At 61.5% G+C, this 18,316-nt stretch carries 16 protein-coding genes; 9 read left to right on the top strand and 7 right to left on the bottom strand.

The features are described 5' to 3' along the window. Positions 1-52: 52 nt before the first annotated feature. The 4 genes from AC5S27_RS22890 (at position 53) to AC5S27_RS22875 (ending at position 3,046) form a co-directional block, all read left to right on the top strand. Positions 53-352, top strand: coding sequence for a hypothetical protein (locus AC5S27_RS22890; protein WP_493936872.1), 300 nt, complete (start codon positions 53-55; stop codon positions 350-352). Between the two features lie 42 nt (positions 353-394). Next, positions 395-2,110, top strand: coding sequence for a D-alanyl-D-alanine carboxypeptidase/D-alanyl-D-alanine endopeptidase (dacB, locus tag AC5S27_RS22885; protein ID WP_493936871.1), 1,716 nt, complete (start codon positions 395-397; stop codon positions 2,108-2,110). 187 nt (positions 2,111-2,297) lie between these two features. Next, positions 2,298-2,633: a c-type cytochrome gene (locus AC5S27_RS22880; RefSeq protein ID WP_493936870.1), complete on the top strand. Its 336-nt coding sequence runs from the start codon at positions 2,298-2,300 to the stop codon at positions 2,631-2,633. Then, positions 2,630-3,046 (top strand): hypothetical protein, encoded by a 417-nt coding sequence (locus tag AC5S27_RS22875; RefSeq protein WP_493936869.1) that lies wholly within the window; start codon positions 2,630-2,632, stop codon positions 3,044-3,046. The genes AC5S27_RS22880 and AC5S27_RS22875 overlap by 4 nt, the downstream gene beginning before the upstream one ends. Before the next feature lie 106 nt (positions 3,047-3,152). On the opposite strand, the gene AC5S27_RS22870 is transcribed toward AC5S27_RS22875, so the two are convergent. Continuing rightward, complete coding sequence (locus AC5S27_RS22870; RefSeq protein ID WP_493936868.1) at positions 3,153-5,792, bottom strand: LPS-assembly protein LptD; 2,640 nt, start codon at positions 5,790-5,792, stop codon at positions 3,153-3,155. A gap of 258 nt (positions 5,793-6,050) precedes the next feature. On the opposite strand from AC5S27_RS22870, the gene AC5S27_RS22865 reads away from it, so the two are divergent. Further along, the gene (locus tag AC5S27_RS22865) at positions 6,051-7,667 is read left to right on the top strand and encodes an RDD family protein (protein WP_493936867.1); all 1,617 of its coding nucleotides are present in this window, start codon (positions 6,051-6,053) and stop codon (positions 7,665-7,667) included. Between the two features lie 73 nt (positions 7,668-7,740). Here AC5S27_RS22865 and AC5S27_RS22860 read toward each other — a convergent pair whose 3' ends face one another. The 3 genes from AC5S27_RS22860 to AC5S27_RS22850 form a co-directional block, all read right to left on the bottom strand. Then, on the bottom strand, positions 7,741-8,652 hold the full coding sequence (locus tag AC5S27_RS22860; RefSeq protein WP_493936866.1) for an ROK family protein: 912 nt from the start codon (positions 8,650-8,652) through the stop codon (positions 7,741-7,743). A 127-nt stretch (positions 8,653-8,779) separates the two neighbouring features. Further along, positions 8,780-10,180: a Si-specific NAD(P)(+) transhydrogenase gene (gene sthA / locus AC5S27_RS22855; protein ID WP_493936865.1), complete on the bottom strand. Its 1,401-nt coding sequence runs from the start codon at positions 10,178-10,180 to the stop codon at positions 8,780-8,782. 191 nt (positions 10,181-10,371) lie between these two features. Continuing rightward, positions 10,372-12,078: a methyl-accepting chemotaxis protein gene (locus AC5S27_RS22850; RefSeq protein WP_493936864.1), complete on the bottom strand. Its 1,707-nt coding sequence runs from the start codon at positions 12,076-12,078 to the stop codon at positions 10,372-10,374. Between the two features lie 158 nt (positions 12,079-12,236). Between AC5S27_RS22850 and AC5S27_RS22845 the strand changes: the two genes are divergently transcribed. From AC5S27_RS22845 to AC5S27_RS22830, 4 genes are all read left to right on the top strand, one after another. Next, positions 12,237-12,776, top strand: coding sequence for a YceD family protein (locus AC5S27_RS22845; RefSeq protein WP_493936863.1), 540 nt, complete (start codon positions 12,237-12,239; stop codon positions 12,774-12,776). 139 nt (positions 12,777-12,915) lie between these two features. After that, positions 12,916-13,104 (top strand): 50S ribosomal protein L32, encoded by a 189-nt coding sequence (gene rpmF, locus AC5S27_RS22840; RefSeq protein ID WP_493936862.1) that lies wholly within the window; start codon positions 12,916-12,918, stop codon positions 13,102-13,104. Between the two features lie 29 nt (positions 13,105-13,133). Next, complete coding sequence (gene plsX / locus AC5S27_RS22835) at positions 13,134-14,213, top strand: phosphate acyltransferase PlsX (RefSeq protein ID WP_493936861.1); 1,080 nt, start codon at positions 13,134-13,136, stop codon at positions 14,211-14,213. 8 nt (positions 14,214-14,221) lie between these two features. After that, positions 14,222-14,428: a Trm112 family protein gene (locus tag AC5S27_RS22830; protein ID WP_493936860.1), complete on the top strand. Its 207-nt coding sequence runs from the start codon at positions 14,222-14,224 to the stop codon at positions 14,426-14,428. Positions 14,429-14,436: 8 nt separating this feature from the next. On the opposite strand, the gene AC5S27_RS22825 is transcribed toward AC5S27_RS22830, so the two are convergent. The 3 genes from AC5S27_RS22825 to AC5S27_RS22815 all read right to left on the bottom strand — a co-directional run bounded on the left by AC5S27_RS22825 (position 14,437) and on the right by AC5S27_RS22815 (position 18,221). Beyond that, a complete protein-coding gene (locus AC5S27_RS22825) occupies positions 14,437-14,586 on the bottom strand; it encodes a hypothetical protein (RefSeq protein ID WP_493936859.1) in 150 nt (49 codons plus the stop codon). Then, complete coding sequence (locus tag AC5S27_RS22820; protein ID WP_493936858.1) at positions 14,579-15,925, bottom strand: ABC transporter permease; 1,347 nt, start codon at positions 15,923-15,925, stop codon at positions 14,579-14,581. Before AC5S27_RS22820 ends, AC5S27_RS22825 begins: the two co-directional genes overlap by 8 nt. Positions 15,926-16,043: 118 nt before the next feature. Beyond that, positions 16,044-18,221: a S9 family peptidase gene (locus tag AC5S27_RS22815; RefSeq protein WP_493936857.1), complete on the bottom strand. Its 2,178-nt coding sequence runs from the start codon at positions 18,219-18,221 to the stop codon at positions 16,044-16,046. Positions 18,222-18,316 lie beyond the last annotated feature (95 nt).

Genomic DNA, 18,316 nt, shown 5'->3' with positions numbered 1-18,316 from the left:
TCCCAAGGGTAGTTCCTGCACGGCGGGGGACGACTCGCAGAGAGCAGGCAGCATGAGCAGAGATTCGGATTTCCAGAAGGCACAGTCAGGATCGTTTCTTGGTTTTCCGCTGGAGGGCTTCGGCCTCTTCACCAGCCTGCTGCTGACCGTGGCGTCGGGATTTCTCGCCTTCTTCCTGGTGACGGCGATCTCGATCTTTGCGCTGTTGGTCTGGAACCTGGCGCTCCACCACTCGGTCAACTATGCCAACAGCTACCTCTACGCCGGTTTCCCAACGGCGGTCGCGGTCTGGACTGTGGCGCTGATTGTTTTCGGCTCGCTGTGGATTCGCGCCAAGATCACCATGAAGTAGGTTTCGATTTCTCTCAGCGCACCCGGCTGGTAAAGTCAGGGCATGCAAATTGAGGGCCGCCGCCTTTTTCGTTCCTGTCGATGCAAGCCCCTCTTCACGATAGCCCTCGTCGTTACGGCTATGGGCGCGATTGCGCCAGCCAACGGAGCCGCCGCTACCCATCGTAAAGCCTCAGCTCCAGTAGCCACGCAGCCCGCCAAGGCAGCAGGCAGGCCGGATGCAAAGCTGGCCGCGCGATTGAATGCCATTCTCGCCGACCCTGCATTGAGTCATGCACACTTCGGCATCAGCGTGACTACGCTGGAGGGCAAGAGCCTCTACGCGCTCAACGATGGCCAGCTCTTCCTGCCCGCTTCAAACGCCAAGCTGCTGACGACGGCCGCGGCGTATGCGCTGCTGCCCGTCGACCGGCTCACCTGGACGACGAATCTCGTGACCAGCGGCAGCGTGGATGCGGCAGGGCAGCTTCACGGCGACCTGGTGCTGCTCGGTGCGGGCGATCCGACGATGAGCGGCCGCCCCTTTCCTTATCGCAGCAAAGCGGATTTAGCCGCGGCATGCAGCGCACCCACTCCGCCGCGCCCGCTTGCCGCGCTGGAAGCCATGGTCGATCAGCTGGCGGCTTCCGGCGTTCGCAGTGTTGCCGGCGATATTGTCGGCGACGATACATTTTTCCTCTCGGAGCGCTACGGCATCGGCTGGAGCTGGGATGACCTCCAGTGGACCTATGGCGCGCCCGCTTCCGCGCTGACCATCAACGACAACGTCGCAGTACTCCACATCGATCCGGCACCGACGAGGGGCGCTGAGCAGGTCGCGTCCTGGATTCCTGACACTCCCTACTACACGCTGGAAGGCGGGATGACCTTTGCGCCCAAGGGAGTGAAGGCCGAGCCGGGGCTGGATCGCGGTCTCGGATCGCGGGTGATTCGCGTCTGGGGAACGGCGCCCGCAGAGGGCTTCCGCGCGCCATTGGCCATCGACGATCCGGCCGAGTACGCGGCCCGCTCGCTGATGGCTCTGCTGACGGCGCGCGGCATCACCGTCTCCGGGACGGCGCGGGCCAGGCACCGCTCTTCCACCGAAACGCGGGACTACAGTGAAGTGCAGGCCGACAAGGCGGATTTGCCATTGCCGCCTGTTCCAGCCGGGCTCACGACGGTTGCCGCGCCTCTCGAAGGCCGCCGTGTGCTCGCTTCGCACGTCTCTGTTCCGATGAGCCTGGATCTCGGAATGATCAACAAGGTCAGCCAGAACCTGCATGCTGAGCTGATGCTGAGAACGCTGGGCCGGGTGCTGGCTGATCCCGCTGCACCTGCGAAGGGCAACGAAGGTAGCATCGCAGGGGGAGCGCGGGTGGTCCGGAGCTTCTTGCTGCATATCGGGGTCGCGCCGGAAGACTTTTTCTTTTACGACGGCTCGGGGATGAGCGCCAATGACCTGGTGGCTCCCAGGGTGTACACAACTCTGCTGTCTTACGCCGCTAGCCAGCCCTGGGGTGAGAGCTGGAAGGCGACCTTTCCTATTGCTGGGGTGGACGGTACTCTAGGCGGGCGGTTCAAGACTTCGCCGCTCAAGGGCAAGCTCTTTGCCAAGACCGGAACACTGAACGAGGTCGACGCGCTCTCCGGCTATCTGACAGCGGCCAGCGCACGAAGCATCGCTTTTTCGATCCTGGTGAATGGACATCTGCCGGGGAGCGAGGCGGAGTTGAAGGCGGTGGATCGAATCTGCGAAGCGATCGCGTCCCTGGAGTAATATTCGGGCGGGTAGCGGTCGCCGATTGCGCAACGTTGCACGCGGATTGCGCATTGCCGCACAAGGATTGCGCAATTGTGTCACGAGGATTGCGCGTCGCGGTACGTGCACTGCCATTTGCTTTGACTACCTCGCGCTAGAATCAAGACAGATGTTCTCTCGATTTCAAGCTTCTTTTTTCCGAGGAATGGCTTTCTCTGCGATCGTGCCGGCGATGATCTGGACTGCCGGATGCAAGTCGTTGCCACCTTCAAAGCCGGCGGCCCAGTTCACGGCGCAGGAAGCACGGGGTGCGCAGGTTTTCCAGGCCTATTGCGCGGAATGTCACTATCCCACGTCGACCAAGGGAAAGAAAGGGCCAGGGTTACAGGCGCTGACCAAGCTAAAATCCATGCCCTCCGGAGCGCCGCCAACCGACGAGCGAATGACCGCCGTCATCCGCTATGGGCATGGAATGATGCCCGCCCAGCCCGTCGGCGGAGCCGATCTTCAAACCCTGCTGGCCTACCTGCATACGCTATGACTGAAGAACACAATCCGAGCCAGATCAATGACTTGCCGGAGAACGAGCTGACGGCCAAGGTCGCGCTTGAGCCTCCTGCCGCAGGCAAGGGACCGACGCTGCTGCCCGCCTTGATTGCGATCGCGTTGTATATGCTTGTGCTGGCAGCGGTGGTAAGTTTTGGCGTCGTGGGCGGTCACTACTCGCGGATATTTCTGCTCCCCGCGGCGCTGTTTGTGGCAGCCAGTTTCGGACTGCTGAGGCTGTTTCGCTGGGCCTGGGCCCTTACGCTGTCGGCAGTGTTTCTGCTGATGAGCTATAACCTGTGGATTTTCGCCTTTCAGAAAGAAGCGGCGGGGGCTATCCAGGGGCTGCTGAATCTGGTGTTTTTCCTGTACCTGGTGCGCGTGGATGTTCGGAAGCGCCTGCGCTAGGGGTTCGCTCTAAGAGCTATAAAAAGCTATAAGAATTCTGTAGATACAAAGTACCTAACCAGTCGCAAGTGCGCGATGAAGGTGGACGCCCGTATTGTTCCCGTTCTTAGTAGAGGTGTTTTAAAGTTTCCGGGGTGGGGAATACGGAGGTGCTGTGGCGGATGTTGCCGGCGGTGCCGATGCCGCTCAGGGTGAAGCCCCAGAGCCACTCTGACTCGTCACGCAGGGAGCCGAGGGCGAAGCGCCGATAGCCAAGGTTGAGGCCGCAGCAATTCCAGTTATAGACAGTTTCCACGCCTCCGTACTGAAGCGCGTCATGCGTAAAGTCGTAGCTGGCGTTGAGCGCCACGCTGAGGCCTACATCGGACGGTTTGCCAAAGTAGAGAAAAGGCTGGATTTGCTGACTCTGGATCAGGGTCGCGGTGCTGCCGGACTCGTCGGCCGCGTTGAGAAGAGCATGTCTCAGGCCAACAGTGGTGCGGCCAAAACTGTAGCCGGCGATGACGTTGTCGGCGCCGACGCGGCCTGCCTTGGTGTCGTAATCAAGGTCCCATTCAATGCGCAGGTGGTCGATGGCCTCAAAGCGCAGGCGTGAGGTGATGGGAGCAATGTTACGCGGCGAGGTAAGGTACGCGACGCCGGTCTGGTCGAGGGTGGTGTCGAAGACGTTGCGGCGGTCGGAGATGAGCGCGCCGCCGAAGGTCGGGTCGACAAAGAACTTCTGCGCGATCTGCCAGCTTGCCCACTCGCGCGGCTGGGGCTTGCAGGCCTCGGTTGCTACGGTCGGCTCTGGTTCTACCGTCGCGTCCTCCTCTGGGGACTGCTCTCCGGCCAGCTGTGCCGGGCCTACGGGGTCAACATGACAAGGCTTGGTGTGGATCGGCTTCAGGTAGAGCCGCTGGGTGAGTGAGAAGCCCGCCTCGTTTGTGTTGGTCGCGATGTCGGTGGTGTCGAAGTGGAGCGTGGAGCGGGCATTGTTGATGCCGGTGACGTAGCGGTAGTAGAACTCCGGCTCGATGACGTGGCGCAGCGTCCGGTTCCAGCCGGCGACGGTGAAGTCGCGTTCGAGGGCGGGCGCACGGACGTCGATCGTGGCTTCAACATCGGCGCGGGTGAGCGGATCATGCTGCACCAAGGGAACGCCGCCGAAGTGGGTTCCGTCGAGGTCGGCGAGCTGGCTGCCGGAGTACTGCGTAGCGCGCAGGGCCAACTCGGGCCGGATATCCCACCCGCCGGCGTGCAGCGGCCACTCGAGGTGAGGGTAGATGTCCAGGCGGCCCACGTTGCGCGCGTGGAAGTGCGGCTCCGCACGGTCAAGGTCGGCGAGGGAGGAGCCGAGACCCCAGTAGAGCGGCGATTGGAACAGTGGCCGGTCTACAGCGTCAAAACGGACGCTGGGAAGATGAAGGACGCGGACTTCCGGGACGTTGACGACTGGCGCGCCATCTGCGGCGGAGGAGCCGGCGAAGCTCTGGAAGCGGTTGACGGAGAGCGAAGGGACGAAGCCATTGTGGGTGTGGGAGATGGCGAGGTCGCTCTGGACTTCGGAGCTGGTGGCCTGGGCGAGATTTTCGTCGAAGGCGAGGCGGTAGATGTAGCTCGACAGGTATTCGATGTTGCCGGCCAGGCGGGTGTGCTCGGTGAAGTCATGGCGGCCGTAAGCGAGGATATCGGCCCCGCCCTGGTCTTCGCGGGTGGGCGTGGTGGCTCCGGAAAGCGTTTCTTCCACGCCGCGGTCGAGCAGGGCGTTCCAGCGGACGGTGACGGAGTCGAGGCCGCGGCCCTTGTACCGGAAGTCGCCGTTGGGGGCGAAGCCGCGCTTGCTCCAGTACTCGGCGCCTAGCGTCATGTCCATACTGCGGTTGATGACCCAGTAGACCTGTTCGCCGAGCACTAGGCCCTTGACGCCGGAGTCAGCGAAGACGGGCAGCAGGAGGCCGGATTCGCGACCGGTCGTATCGAGTGAGTGCTGGAGGACCGGCAGGTAGAAGAGCGGGACGTGGAGGAACTGGAAGACGCTGTTGCGGGTGGTGGCCTTATCGTTGGCGATCTCGATGGAACGGGAGATCAGCTCCCAATCCGGCTTGGGCAGGCGGCAGGAGGTCATGGAGCCGTCAACGATGCGATAGGCCTTGTCGCCGGTCTGTAGCAGCATGCGGCCGCGGAAGAGAAACGGGTCAGCAGTCGTGTAGATCTGGGTCTTGCCGAGGCGGCGGACACCGAAGCTGCCGATCACGTCGTAGAAGCGCGCTGTGTGGTCGTCGAGCTGCATCTCGCCGTGGCTCGCGGTGATGTTGGCGTCGCTGGGGCCGCCTTCGAGCTGGAGGTGGCCTACGGCTTCGAGGCAGTCGGAGTCCTGGTGGTAGACGACTTTGTCAGCGCGGAGAACGTAGTCCTTGTACCAGAGGACAACCTGGCCATCCAGGTGCCAATCGTCGCCGACATGGGACTGGCTGAGCGCTTCCCAGCGGACAGGAACGCCGGTGGGCGGCGCGGGTTGCGGCTGGGCGATGGGGATCTGCGGTAGCAACTGCTGGCTGGGGTCGTCGGGGACTTCCAGAGCCGGCGCGGCGGAGGGTTGCTGAGCACTTTGCGACGCAGCCTGCGGATCAGGAGCGGGGATGACCGGCTGCGCCGTTCCGGAAGAAACTTGCCCAGGTAACGAATTCGTCAACAGCTGGGCGTGCATCTGCGGATGACATAGCAGTAGCAGCGTGATAGACCAAAGATAGCGGGAACGTAACACTCGAATCTGTGCCAAGCATAACAAAGCAGGGTGCAGTTGGTTGGACGCGATTCCCGATGCTCTGGCTGCAAAGAAATGCCGACTCCTCACACGACGCACGGACAACGATCCGGGCGACAGGTGTCCATTTGGCGCATTCTTCTTTCTCTGCGACTTTTTCTCTTCGGTGCCAGGGTTGTGCTGACGGTCAATTTTTGTGAATCGGCCGAAGGCCAGTAACCGTAGCGAAACAGCTGCGCGAAGAAGGGAAAATAAGTTTTGAGCAAATCGGCGAGTCTCCCCAAACAGCGATTTGATACGGAAGCGACGGAATCCTCGACTGCGGCATGGAAGCAGGAGGTGAACGAGCGTCTTGCGGCGCACCGGACCCGGCGCGGCGATGCGGCGAGTACGACGGATAACCGTGCGGCCGAGAGTCCGCGGACGGCTTCCTCGCGTGCCGCGGAGGCTGCAGCACGGGTGGCAGCGCGGTATGCGAAGGCTCCGAGCTATAGCCAATTGCTGGCAGGCGAGGCGCGTGCCGTGGTGCGCGCTGCGGGTGCTGCGGCTGAGGCTGCTCTTGCTGCGGAAGCAGCGGCGCAGGCAGTGCTGGCTGGGCTTGAGTCCGGCATGCAGGCTCAAAATCGGGATCGCCATTTGGATCGCCATCAGGATCGTGCCTTCTGGGAAACCGCTCCCGCAGCGCAGGTGAAGCCGGCTGAGCCGGTTGCTCCAGTTGTCTCGCGCTGGCAGGATGAGCCTCCTGTTGTTGCGGCAGAGCCTGTAGCGGCACCAGGAGTGGCTTCTTCGCAATGGGCAGGTGCGCAGGCTCGCTGGGAAGAGGCGCTGCCGGTGACGGCTGCTCCGCCGGCCGCCGGGCGCGATGTGTGGTCCGATATGCGGGTGTATCCTAGCCCCTCGCAGGAGCACGAGTACCGGAACGATTTCGATGAGGCTGAGTTGTTTTCGCACGATCCTGTGGGGCACGCGACGGTCGAGCCGGTGCAGCATCTGCCGGCGAACCTGATCGAGTTTCCACGCGAGCTGACGGCGACGCGCAAGGCGCGTCCACGGCTGGCCGAAGGGCCGCTGTATGACGCCGCGGCTGAGGATAGCGCGCAGTTGAGCATCTTCGAGGTTGATCCTGAGTTACTGACTCCGCCGATTGCTATGGTTGCCGCTGATGTCGCGCCGCCGGAGTGGGCTTCGATTGAGCTGGACCACGCTCCCTCATATGCGTATGCCGAGATCGAGGCTGTCGAGCACCATGCCTATGCGGATACGGGCCATCTTGAGTCGCAGTATGCCTACGCGCAGGAGGCTGCCGTTCAGGCCCAGCGGGCGATGGAAATGCCTGAGGTTGCGTTGCCTGCGTATGCCGCGCCTGTAGCCGAGGCCGCTCCGGTGGCCCAGCCAGCTGAGGACCACGTGGTACGCGAGTCGCGCAAGCCCCAGACGGCGGTTGTAAGTCCAGAGCCTGCCGAGTTGCTGGTGGCGCGGGTAAGCGACCGGATGCTGGCGGGGGTGGTTGATGGGGCGCTGGTGACGCTGGCGTTCCTGGCAGCTGCAGTGGTAGTGATTGCTTCGACAGAGCATCCGCCGACGGGGAAGATTGCGCTGATCGCTTCCGGGTTTGGACTGGTGCTGTTTTACCTGCTGTACCAGTACCTGTTCCTGAGCTATGCCGAGGAAGGCACGCCGGGAATGCGCTATGCGCGGATCGCGCTCTGCACCTTCTGCGACGAGAATCCAACGCGGCAGCAGATGCAGATGCGGATTCCGGCGATGGTGCTGGCGACGGTTCCGGCGGGGCTGGGGCTGGTTTGGGCGCTGTTCGATGGAGAAAAGCTGGGATGGCATGACCGGCTTACGAAGACCTATCAGCGGAAGTATTAGACTGCTGCTGAATCCGAGAAAAAGGGTGCAGAGAGATATCTCTGCACCCTTTCGTTTTTAGTTTCGTGGTGGACTACCAGCTTTGGGCGCGGAGGGCGGCTACGCCTGCGCCTAATACGCTGATGGCGTCGTCTTCGGGCAGGACTTCGAGCGAGTAGCTTTGCAAGGGGCCCATCTTGACCATGGTTTCGAGATGCGCCTTCAGCATGGAGAGTTCCAGGTAATCGACGTTGAGGCCGGTGTAGTAGAACTTGCCGGGGCCGCCCAGGTGGATCATGCTTGCGGTGCCTGCGGCGAGAGCGCGATGCCACAGATCGACAAATTCGCGGCAGCGCTGGTCGCCCTTTTTGGCGTTGGCAAAGACTTCGTCCGGCTCCAGGTCGAGGAAGCGCAGGCGCATGGCGCGGTTGCCCATGATGCCTTCAATGTGGCCTACGCCGCCGCATCCGCAGTAGCGCTCTTTGGGGTCGAGGCTTACGACTGTGTGACCGCCTTCCCATACGCCGTCTGACTGCGGCCAGCGGCCGTAGCCGATGCCGTTGCCGAGCGTCCAGACGCGCACCAGGCGGTCGAGATGGCCGCGGGTGGCCGCGAGTCCTGCCGCGACTGCGTCGGCGTCGTTGAGCACGTACACGGGCGCGTTGATGCCTCCGCGCTTCAGCACTTCGCCGAGCGCATCGGCGACGCGCGCGCCCTTGATTTGCTGAAGGTTGGGTGAGTCTTCCACGACGCCATTGCGAATGATGCCCGGCACGGCCACGCCTATGGCGCTTACCGGCTCGCTGCTGGTGGTGATGAGCTGTGAGATCAAGCCGGTCAGCAGGTCATAGAGTTCGCTGGCAGGCAATCCGATCAGGCTCTCCGATTCGGTCTGGTCATCGGGGTAGCGTAGGCGGTCGCCTTCGAGCTTTTGCTGGCCCAGGGTTCCGGTGAGGCGGCCTGCCACAATGTGTTCTGTCATCACTACGCCGATTGAGGTCGTCATCTCTATCTCCCGGAACGAGTCCAATGCAATGCAGACGATAGTACCGCGTTTCCTTGGAAGTCTGGCAAACCGCCTGAGCGAAAGTTGCCGGAAATGCCCATTTAGGGCGGATTCCGGCTACGGGTGGCTATTGATAGCGATGCAGGCGGCCGACGCCGTTGAAGGCTGCGATCTTGTAACACTCGGCGAGTGTGGGGTAATTGAATACGGTTTCGATAAAGTAGTCGACGCTGCCGCCGAGGGTCATGACGGCCTGGCCGATGTGTACGAGTTCGCTGGCGCTCTCGCCGATGATGTGGACGCCGAGAACCTTGCGGGTGTCGCGATGGAAGATGAGCTTGAGGCGGCCGGTGGTATCGCCGCGAATCTGGCCGCGGGCGACTTCACGGTAGTAGGCCATGCCGACTTCGTAGGGTACGTCTTCTTCGGTGAGCTGCTCCTCGGTCTTGCCGATGAAGCTGATCTCGGGGATGGTGTAGATACCGTAGGGGTAGAAGCTCGGGTTGGAGATGGTGTTCATGTCGTTGAAGGCGCGGGCTACGGCAATGCGGCCTTGTTCCATGGACACGGAGGCGAGCGAGGGGAATCCGATGACGTCGCCCACGGCAAAGATGGAGGGGACGGCAGTCTGGAAATTTTCATCGACCGGGATGCGGCCGCGGGAGTCGGCTTTGAGGCCGGCGTTTTCGAGCTTGAGGTCTTCGACCGAGCCCTGGCGGCCAACGGCGTAAAGGAGCGCATCGCCGGAAACCTTCTTGTTGCTCTGCATATTGGCAATGACGGTGCCGTCGGGGAGCTCTTCTACCGATTCCAGCTCTTCTCCGAGGCGCATCGTTACGCGACTGTCGCGGAGGTGGTAGCTGAGGGCTTCGATGATCTCCTGGTCGGCGAACTCGAGCAGGCGGGCGCGCTTTTCGATCAAGGTGACGCGGACGCCAAGGACCGCGAACATACAGGCGTATTCGACACCGATGACGCCGCCGCCGACCACGATGAGGGTGCGCGGCAATTTAGGCAGGTCCATGATCTGGTCGCTGTTGATGATGGTGCGGCCGTTGATGGGGACACGCTCAGAGGCTGCGGGCTTGGTGCCGACAGCGATGATGATGCGGTTGGCATCGAGGGTGGTGTCATTTTCCGGGCTCTCGATGCGAATGGTCTGAGCGTCGACGAAGTGGGCCAGGCCATGGATGACGTCGATGCCGTTTCGGGAAAGCTGGGCTTCGGTGACATCAATTTCGGTTTTGATGACGCCCTGCACGCGGAAGGCCAGGTCGGCCATGGTGATCTTGTCTTTGACGCGGTAGTTCATTCCATAGACGGTGCGGTAGTTGTAGCCGGAGAGATGGAGCACGGCTTCGCGCATAGTCTTGGAGGGGATGGTGCCGGTGTTGATGCAGACGCCCCCGACGACCGAGCGGGATTCGATAATGGCTACTTTTTTCTTTAATTTGGACGCGGCAACAGCAGCGCGCTGTCCGGAAGGCCCGGAGCCGATCACGATCAGATCATATTTACTGGAACTCATGCGTACATCCCCCGGGGATGGAAAAGGCTATAGCTCAAGGATACTCTCCACAAACGGAGGCTAACACAGCATGATGCCGGGGAAATTACATGGCGGGAGAGCATTTTCGCGGGATGCACGAATGGGACGTCCGGTGTTAGTACTTCCGGGGCTCTCATGGGACCAGCCCCGGCGGTATGAGATGACGGCGGTCAGGCGGCCCTGTAGGCGCGGGCGGTTACGCCGACTTTGGATCCGAGCAGTGTGCCTCCGTGCTGCGTTTCGCTGGAAAGCTTGAACTGGCGGATGACGCCGTCAAGGTCATTGGCGAGGACCGAGAGCTGGCGGCAGCCGTCGGCCGTTTCTTCGGCGGCGTGAGAGTTTTCTGTTGCGAGCTGAGAGATGTGGGTGGCGGATTCGGAGATTTCGCCAGCGGCTGAGGTCTGCTCGGTCGCTGCAGTGGCGATCATCTGGATCATGTGCTCGACTTCGCGAGAAGAATGGATGATAGCTGCGAGGCTTTGCTGGGCGCGGCTGGTTTCGCCAAGCCCGGTGTCGACCGCCTGATGGCTCTGGTCCATGAGCTGGATGGTCTGGCGGGTTTCGTCCTGGATACTGCGGATGGTGCCGGCGATCTCTTCGGTAGCGGTGCGGGTACGTTCGGCAAGACGGCGGACCTCTCCGGCGACGACAGCGAAGCCGCGGCCGTGCTCACCGGCGCGTGCGGCTTCGATGGCGGCGTTGAGGGCTAGGAGGTTGGTCTGTTCGCTGATCTCCTGGATGACGGTGACGACTTTCCCAATCTCCTCGGAGCTGCGGGAGAGCTCGGTCATCTTGCCGGCGACGGAGCCGGTGGCGCTTGAGATGCGTTCCATGGTGATAGCGGCGGCCTGCATGATGGAGCCGCCTTCGGTGGCGGTCTCTGCGGATCTGCGGCTGGCCCCCCCGGCATTTTCAGCGTTGTGGCTGATTTCGCCGATGGTGGCGGTCATTTCTTGAGCGGCGGCGGCGATCTGGTTGGTTTTGCCGGATTGAGACTGGGCGTTGCCCTGAGCTTCGGTCGAGCGCGCTGACATCTGGGCGGCGGCGGCGGAGAGGCTCTCCGCGCCTTGGGCGACGGTGCCGAGGACCGATCGCATAGACTCTACGCAGGTGTTGAGGGCAGAGGAAAGACGGCCTACTTCATCTGTGCCGCCGGCATCCACGCTGACGGTAAGGTCTTTGGCTGCAACACGTTCCAGCGCTTCCGTAGCTGCGCGCAGGGATGGGGCGATGAGACGGCTGAGGAGGGTGCCGATGATCACCGACAGCAGCACAATGAGGAAAGAGACAGCGCAATTGATCCAAGTGGCACGACGGCTCTCGGCCGCTATCTCGTTGGCTCCGTTCGTCGCGAAGCTGGCGTTGAGCTTGAGATTTGCAGTAATCGCGTCGTTGAGGGCGGCAAAGGTCGAAACAGCGTTTTCGGAGCCGAGCAGATCGAGAGCCTCACTCGCTTTTCCGGCAACGGCAAGCGTTGAACCGCGGTCACTCATCAGTTTGTAGGTGATGAAGCTTGCCTCCAGCTTGCTGTAGAGCTCGCGTTCGCCGGGGTAGCTGATCGCTGGTTCATAGGTTTTGGTCAACTGGTCATACTCGCCCATGAGCGTCAGGCGCTTGGTCGAGTGCTTCTCAAGGCACTCTTTGTTGAAGCAGATGAGCAGATCGAGGTCCTGGCGGCGAATCTCATTGGCTTTCCCGCGCATGGCAGTCAAAGTGAGCATCGAGGGAATGGCGTTTGCGGAAAAGTCAGCGCTCCTTGCCGCGAAGCTGCGGAAGGTCAGGAACGTATAGACGCCCCCGGCGAGACAGATGGCCGAAATCAGACCGAAGGCGATGGTGAACTTGCGGGCCACGGGGAGGTTGCGAAATGCGGACATGCGATCGGCTCCGATCCTGGATGGAGTGCTGGTATTCCGCTCATCGACAGGTTGAGCCAGGACTTGAAGGGACGAGCAAAATTTCTTCGGGCGCTGTTCCCGGTGTGGACATTGACTCCAGCCCCGGTGCGCCGTAGGCTCAAGAGATGCAAATCCTGGTGACTGATCTCGAACGTGAGCCTTTTAATTTCTCCGTAGCGCTGCCTCCGGAGGCGATCGGCTATGGGGATGAGGCGAATCAGATTGGCGATCTGGCGGCTGAAGGCCGGGCTGAGGTGCTGCATGAGCATCGCGGACCGAAGGAGATTGTCTCCGACATTCGGCTGAAGGGCAGCTTCAGCGGGCTCTTCGAGGTTCCTTGTGCGCGTTGCGTGGAACCGGTGGAGCAGCGGCTGGCGGGCGAGTTTGACCTGCTGTTTCGTCCCTCGGATGTGGATGCGACGGGCGCGGAGCACGCAATCTCCACACCGGAGACAGAAATCGGGTATTATGACAATGGTGGTCTTGCGCTTGAAGACGTGCTGAGAGAACAGGTTTTGTTATCTTTGCCGGCCCGAACGCTCTGCCAGTTAGATTGCAAAGGGCTTTGCCCGCGCTGCGGCGAAAATCGCAACCTGACAGCCTGCTCCTGTGAACAGGGTCCGAGTGACCCGCGATGGGAAGCGCTGGCGGGATTAAGTGGCCGGATCAAGAACTAGCAAGCCTAAACGTACTAGCAAAATTGAAGGAAAGCGCCTGTAGGCGTTTCCGCTCCAGTTGGGCTCTCAAGAAAACGCCCGCGTGAGTTTCGCGCGCGAAGAGAGGGCTTGCGGGAGCCAGAAAGAAAGGAACTGTACCATGCCTAATCCGAAACGGCGTCATTCCAAGCGCCGCACTGCACTTCGCCGGTCCCATGATTTTCTGACCGCTGGTTCGCTCTCGATCTGCCCTAACTGCCAGGAGAAGAAGCTCCCCCATCGCGCATGCCCCAAGTGCGGTGAGTACAAGGGCCGCGCAGTGCTTGAAACCAAAGAAGCTGTCAGCTAATCTTCAATTCCTCTAGACTCGGGTCATCGATGCTTCCTGCTCCCAGGTTTGCGGCTTCGCAGTTGACGGATATTGCGCTCGACGCTTTTGGCTCGGATAAAGCTCCGGAGCCGGAGATTCGCGGTGCTATCGAGGCCTGCCGGACGCTGCCGGTGCGGGTGCATCTGGTCGGTCCGGAGCGCGAGCTGCGCGACCTGCTGGACGAATACCTTGAAGACGAAGATCTGCCTATCGTGATCCACCATGCCTCCGAGAGGATCGGCATGGAGGAGAAGGCTGCGCACGCTGTCCGCACCAAAAAGGACAGCTCGATGCGTGTTGGGCTGAAGCTGGTCCGCGAGAAGAAAGTGGCGGGATTCGTGACCGCCGGCAATACGGGCGCCGCCATGGCTACGGCCAAGATGGTGCTGGGTGCTCTACCCGGAGTCGATCGACCGGCGCTGACGGCAAGAATGCCGACGGCGACCGGTTCGCCGTGCGTGCTGCTGGATGTGGGCGCGAACGTGGATTGCAAGGCCTACAACCTCGAACAATTTGCTGTGATGGGTGAGATGTTTGCCCGGTCGGTGCTGAAGGTGGCTCGGCCTCGCGTTGGTTTGCTGTCGATTGGCGAGGAAGAGTCCAAGGGCAATGATCTGACGCGTGAGGCGTTTCCGCTGCTGAAGGCGCTGCCAATCAACTTCATCGGCAATGTCGAAGGGCGGGATATCTTCAATGGCGCGGCGGACGTGATTGTCTGCGATGGTTTTGTGGGCAATGTGGCTTTGAAGACCGGCGAGGGGATCGGGCGGCTGTTCCGGGATCTGCTGCGCGAATCGTTGACACGCACAGTCACAGCACAGGTCGGCGCAATGCTTTCGCGGAAGGCATTCAACGACTTCCGGCGGCGGTTGGATTACAACGAGTATGGCGGGGCGCCGCTGCTGGGTGTGCGCGGAGTCTGCATTATCGGCCACGGCTCGTCGAATGAAGTGGCCATCTTGAATGGTATCCGTGTCGCGATGGAGTTTGCCAAAGCTGGGATCAATTCCCAGATTGAGCAGGAGTTGGCCAATCGGCCTGCCGCTCCGGCTACTGCCGCCAAGCTGCCTGACACGGCGATCCAGTAGGGTTGCCGATGCCTGTTCGGGATATTTCCAACGAATGTAGAAGTGGTCCGAACTCGGGATTTAACCCGAAGACCCTTGATTGCCTGGCTTGCCCTGTCTGTTATGGGAAGCTCGCCGTAATCGCTGGTGGTATCGGCTGTGCCGGGTGCGGACGGGTGTATCCGTTGGTGGATGGGATTCCCATCTTGATTGCAGAGCGGGCGATTCAGCCCTAAATTTTCAGCTAGATACGTTTGTAGAACGGGTAGACGATGGCGGCGGCGAAGGCCATGGCTGCCAGAATGCCCAGCGCCAGAAAGGCGTACAGCAGGATGATGTTTGGACCTTTTGTCGGAGTTTCATCATCCAACTCGTCCGGCGGAAGGTTACTCATATTTAAGGGACTCCACGGGGTCCATCTGGGCGGCGCGGGTGGCGGGAACGGTGCCGAAGATGACTCCCACAATCACTGAGATAGCGAGGGCGGCAACGATCGACCAGGGTGAGATGGGGATGGCGTAGTCGGTAAAGAGGCGCACAGATAAGGGCAGCATGAGGCCGACTATGGTGCCGCCGAGTCCTCCAGCGAGGGAGATCATGGCCGCCTCGGTGAGGAACTGCAGGCGGATTTCGCGGGAGGTAGCGCCTAGCGCCTTGCGGATGCCGATTTCGCGAATGCGGGCGCGGACATTGGCCAGCATGATGTTCATGATGCCCACGCCGCCGACGGCGAGCGTGACCATGGCGACAAGGATGAGCACTGCTGTGAGCCCGTTGGCGATGAGCGCGGCGGTGGTGAGCAACTCTTTGAGGTTGGTGGTGTGGTAGACGGAGTTGGGCTTGTGGCGGCTCTTGACGATGCGGACGATGGCGGCGGAAGCGTCTGGTACATCGTCCATGCTGCGCAGGGAAAAGTAGATCTGCTTCACGTTGTCCGTGCCGGTGAAGTAGCGGGCGACGGAATAGGGAACAAGGATGGTGTTGTCGGTGAGTTCGGACTGGCCGAAGTCGTCCACACTCTGGCGGAATGTGCCGACGATGGTGAAGGGGATGCCGCTGATCTGGAAGTTCTGCCCCACGGCGTTGTCCGCTGAACCAAACATCTGCTCGGCGAAGGGGATGGTGACGATCGCGCATTTGATGTGCGCGTTCTCATCCTCGTCGTCCATGAAACGGCCGTTGGTGACGATGAGGTTGCGGACCTGCTGGTACTGCGGAACAACGCCGAGTACGAGCGTATCTTTCACGACCCCGCCGCCGAAGCTGATGCGGTCATGCATTTCGAGCACAGGCGAGGAGTACTGGACGGAGGGCACCTGTGCGACTACAGCGCGTTCGTCGTCGCGCGTGAGGTAGTCGTTGTAGACGGTATTCTCTGAACCGGTGGCGCCGCCGCCGGAGTATTCCAGCTCGACCATGTTGGTGCCGATTTTCTCGATCAGGCCGAGAGCGTAATCGCGGCCGGTCAGGCCGATGGTGACTACCAGAATGACAGACGCCGAGCCGATGACCATGCCGAGAGCTGTGAGGGCGAAGCGGGTCTTGCTGGAGCGGAAGCTGTCGATGGCCAGCCGCATTGTTTCGCTGAAGGCGATGGTACGGTGGGCGCTCAGGAGGGTGCGGCGAAAGGACTCCTGCCGGGCCTGCTCGCGGGCAGACTCAGCCGCTTTGGCTGCGGCCTGTGTGGCTGCCTGCTCCTGAACTTCTTCTCGAGTTTGTTCGGCCTGGGGCATTTGGTTATCGAGGTCGGTGAAAGGGATTTGCTTCTGTAGCTTAGATGCGGCCCGCGGTCGGTAGCTTCCAAATCCTTTGCAAGCTACCGCATCAGCGGCTCCTACAAGATTACAGGGATTATTTCGCTACGTATTTGTCGAGCCACTTCAACTCTTCGCGGAGTTTGATGTAGCCGTGCCAGGGGTTGCGGGAAAGGCCGTGGCCTTCGCCGGGGAAAGCTAGGAAGCTGTGTTCGATGCCGAGCTGCTGCAGGGCACGTTCCAGGGTGACGCCCTCGAGGTAGCTGACGCGGATGTCACTCTGACCCTGGACGATGTGGGTTGGCGTTTTGACGCGGTTCATGCGGAAAAGTGCGGCCTCGCTCTGGTAGAGGGCTGGAGTTTCCCAGGGCTTTCCGTTGAGGTACCAGGCGTCGTCCCAGGTGACGTCATCGTTGCCCCAGTTGGCAGCGTGCTCAACGGCTCCGGCGCCGGTGACGGCTGCTTTGAAGCGGGTGGTTTCGGTGATGAGCCAGTTGGTCATGTAGCCGCCATAGCTGTATCCGCCAATGGCAAGCTTGTCGGGGTCGGCGTAGCCATCTTTGACCAGGGAATCGACGCCGGCGAGGATGTCTTCGCCTGGTTTCGAGACCAGGTGTGGTGCGATCTGGAGCATGAAATCGTCTCCATAGCCTGAGGAACCGCGGTAGTTGGGGCGGAAGACCAGCCAGCCTTCAGTGGCGGCGAGCGTCGCCCAGTCATACCAGTCGGCGCCGAACTTGTTGCCATCGGCGTCGGCTGGACCGCCGTGGATGAAGGTGAGCATGCGGAGATGGCGTGCATCCTTCTTACCCGGCGGGAAGATCAGCACACCTTCTACGGCGGCGCCGTCGGGGGATTTCCAGGAATAGGGTTGCCATTCAGGCTGGGCACGTTGGGCAAAGACGGGGTTGAACTGGGTGAGCGCGGTGAGCTGATCGGGGTGGTGTGCGTCGGCTGCGAGATAGATCTGGCCGGGGTGATTGATGGAAGACTGGCGGACGAGCAGGGCGTTTCCGGATTTGGGCACCGAAAAACCGGCATAAGTACCCGGGACGCCGGGCAGTTTAGTGGCCCTTACACCGCTGACGAGGTAGAGCTGCTGCTCTACCCCTTTCAGGCCGAGGGCGACAATCTCGCCGCTAGGGAGGAAGTCGTAGTCCTCGAGCGAACCGGTGAAGTCGGCGCCGAGGCGTTCGATTTTGCCGCTGGTCGGGTCGATGCGGTAGAGGCGTCCCTGCACGTCTCGGTACTTGCCTTCGAGAGAGCCCCCGGCGGCGTGGACGGCGCAATGCAGCCACTTCCCGTCGGGCGACCAGTGAACGCTGGATTCGAGGGCATCATTGTGGGTTAGCTGGCGAGCATCACCGCCTGCCGAGGGGACAAGAAATATCTCGGTGTCTGCGGGGTTTTCCATGCGGTGGCTGACGGAGGAGGTCAGGAAAGCGAGCGTCTGGCCGTCGGGCGAGGCCACTACCTCGGTAATCTCGATCTTGCTGGTGGCGACCGTCTTCGCGCCGGGGGGGAGCTGCGGCTTGGATTCGTCCGGCTTGGCGGGATGCTGGATGGATTGGGCTGAGGCGCTAGAGAGTGACGCGGCCACGGGCAGGGCGAGAACGATGTCACCGTGCTCCTGTTCGCGCCAGCGGACGACGTCTTTCCACTCTTCCTTGTTGGCATCCTCCTGCTCGTGGCTGAGGGGCTGGGTGGCGGAGAGGTAGATGGTCTTGCCGTCGGGAGACCAGGCGAACGCGTGCACGTCGAGCTTTTCGCGATAGAGGGGCTGGGCTTCGCCTCCAGAGACAGGGATGAGCCAGATGCGGGTGGTCTTGTCGTCATCGGGATCGCCTGCGCGGGACCTCTTGGAATCGCCGGAATCGCTGCCGGAGTCTTTGGCAGAGCTACTTTCTCCTCCGGTGATGGGGCGGTCTGACAGGAATGCGATCCACTTGCCGTCTGGGCTCCACTCGGCGCCTTCGTCGGAGCCGGACTGGGTGAGGGGACGCAAACCACCCTTGGAGGTCCAGAGCCAGAGGGTATGGCGGAAGGTGCTCGCTTTCCAGTCGGGGCTGTCGGTGCCGATGACGGCTGCGGTGCCGTCAGGAGAGAGGCGCGCTCCGGCGATCTCGGTGGTATTCAAAAACTCGTCGAGCGTGATCGGCGGCAGGGTGGCCGATTTGTCATTTTGCGCGGCGGCCAGGGCGGACGAGCTGAACATTGCCGCGAACAGAAAAGGGGAAAGGAGAGCGGAGGCTAGCTGGAATGCGAAAGGCTTCATGCGGGCAATTCATCCTGTTGAGGAGATTGGAGATGGTTCTGTAGACCGATGGCTCTCTCTTCACTTTACAGCGGCACAAAGGAAAACGCCGGAGG

The sequence above is a fragment of the Acidicapsa borealis genome (genome assembly GCF_059115245.1).
The sequence above is the reverse complement of the archived record's forward strand: the minus strand, read 5'-3'. Positions and strand labels throughout refer to the sequence as shown.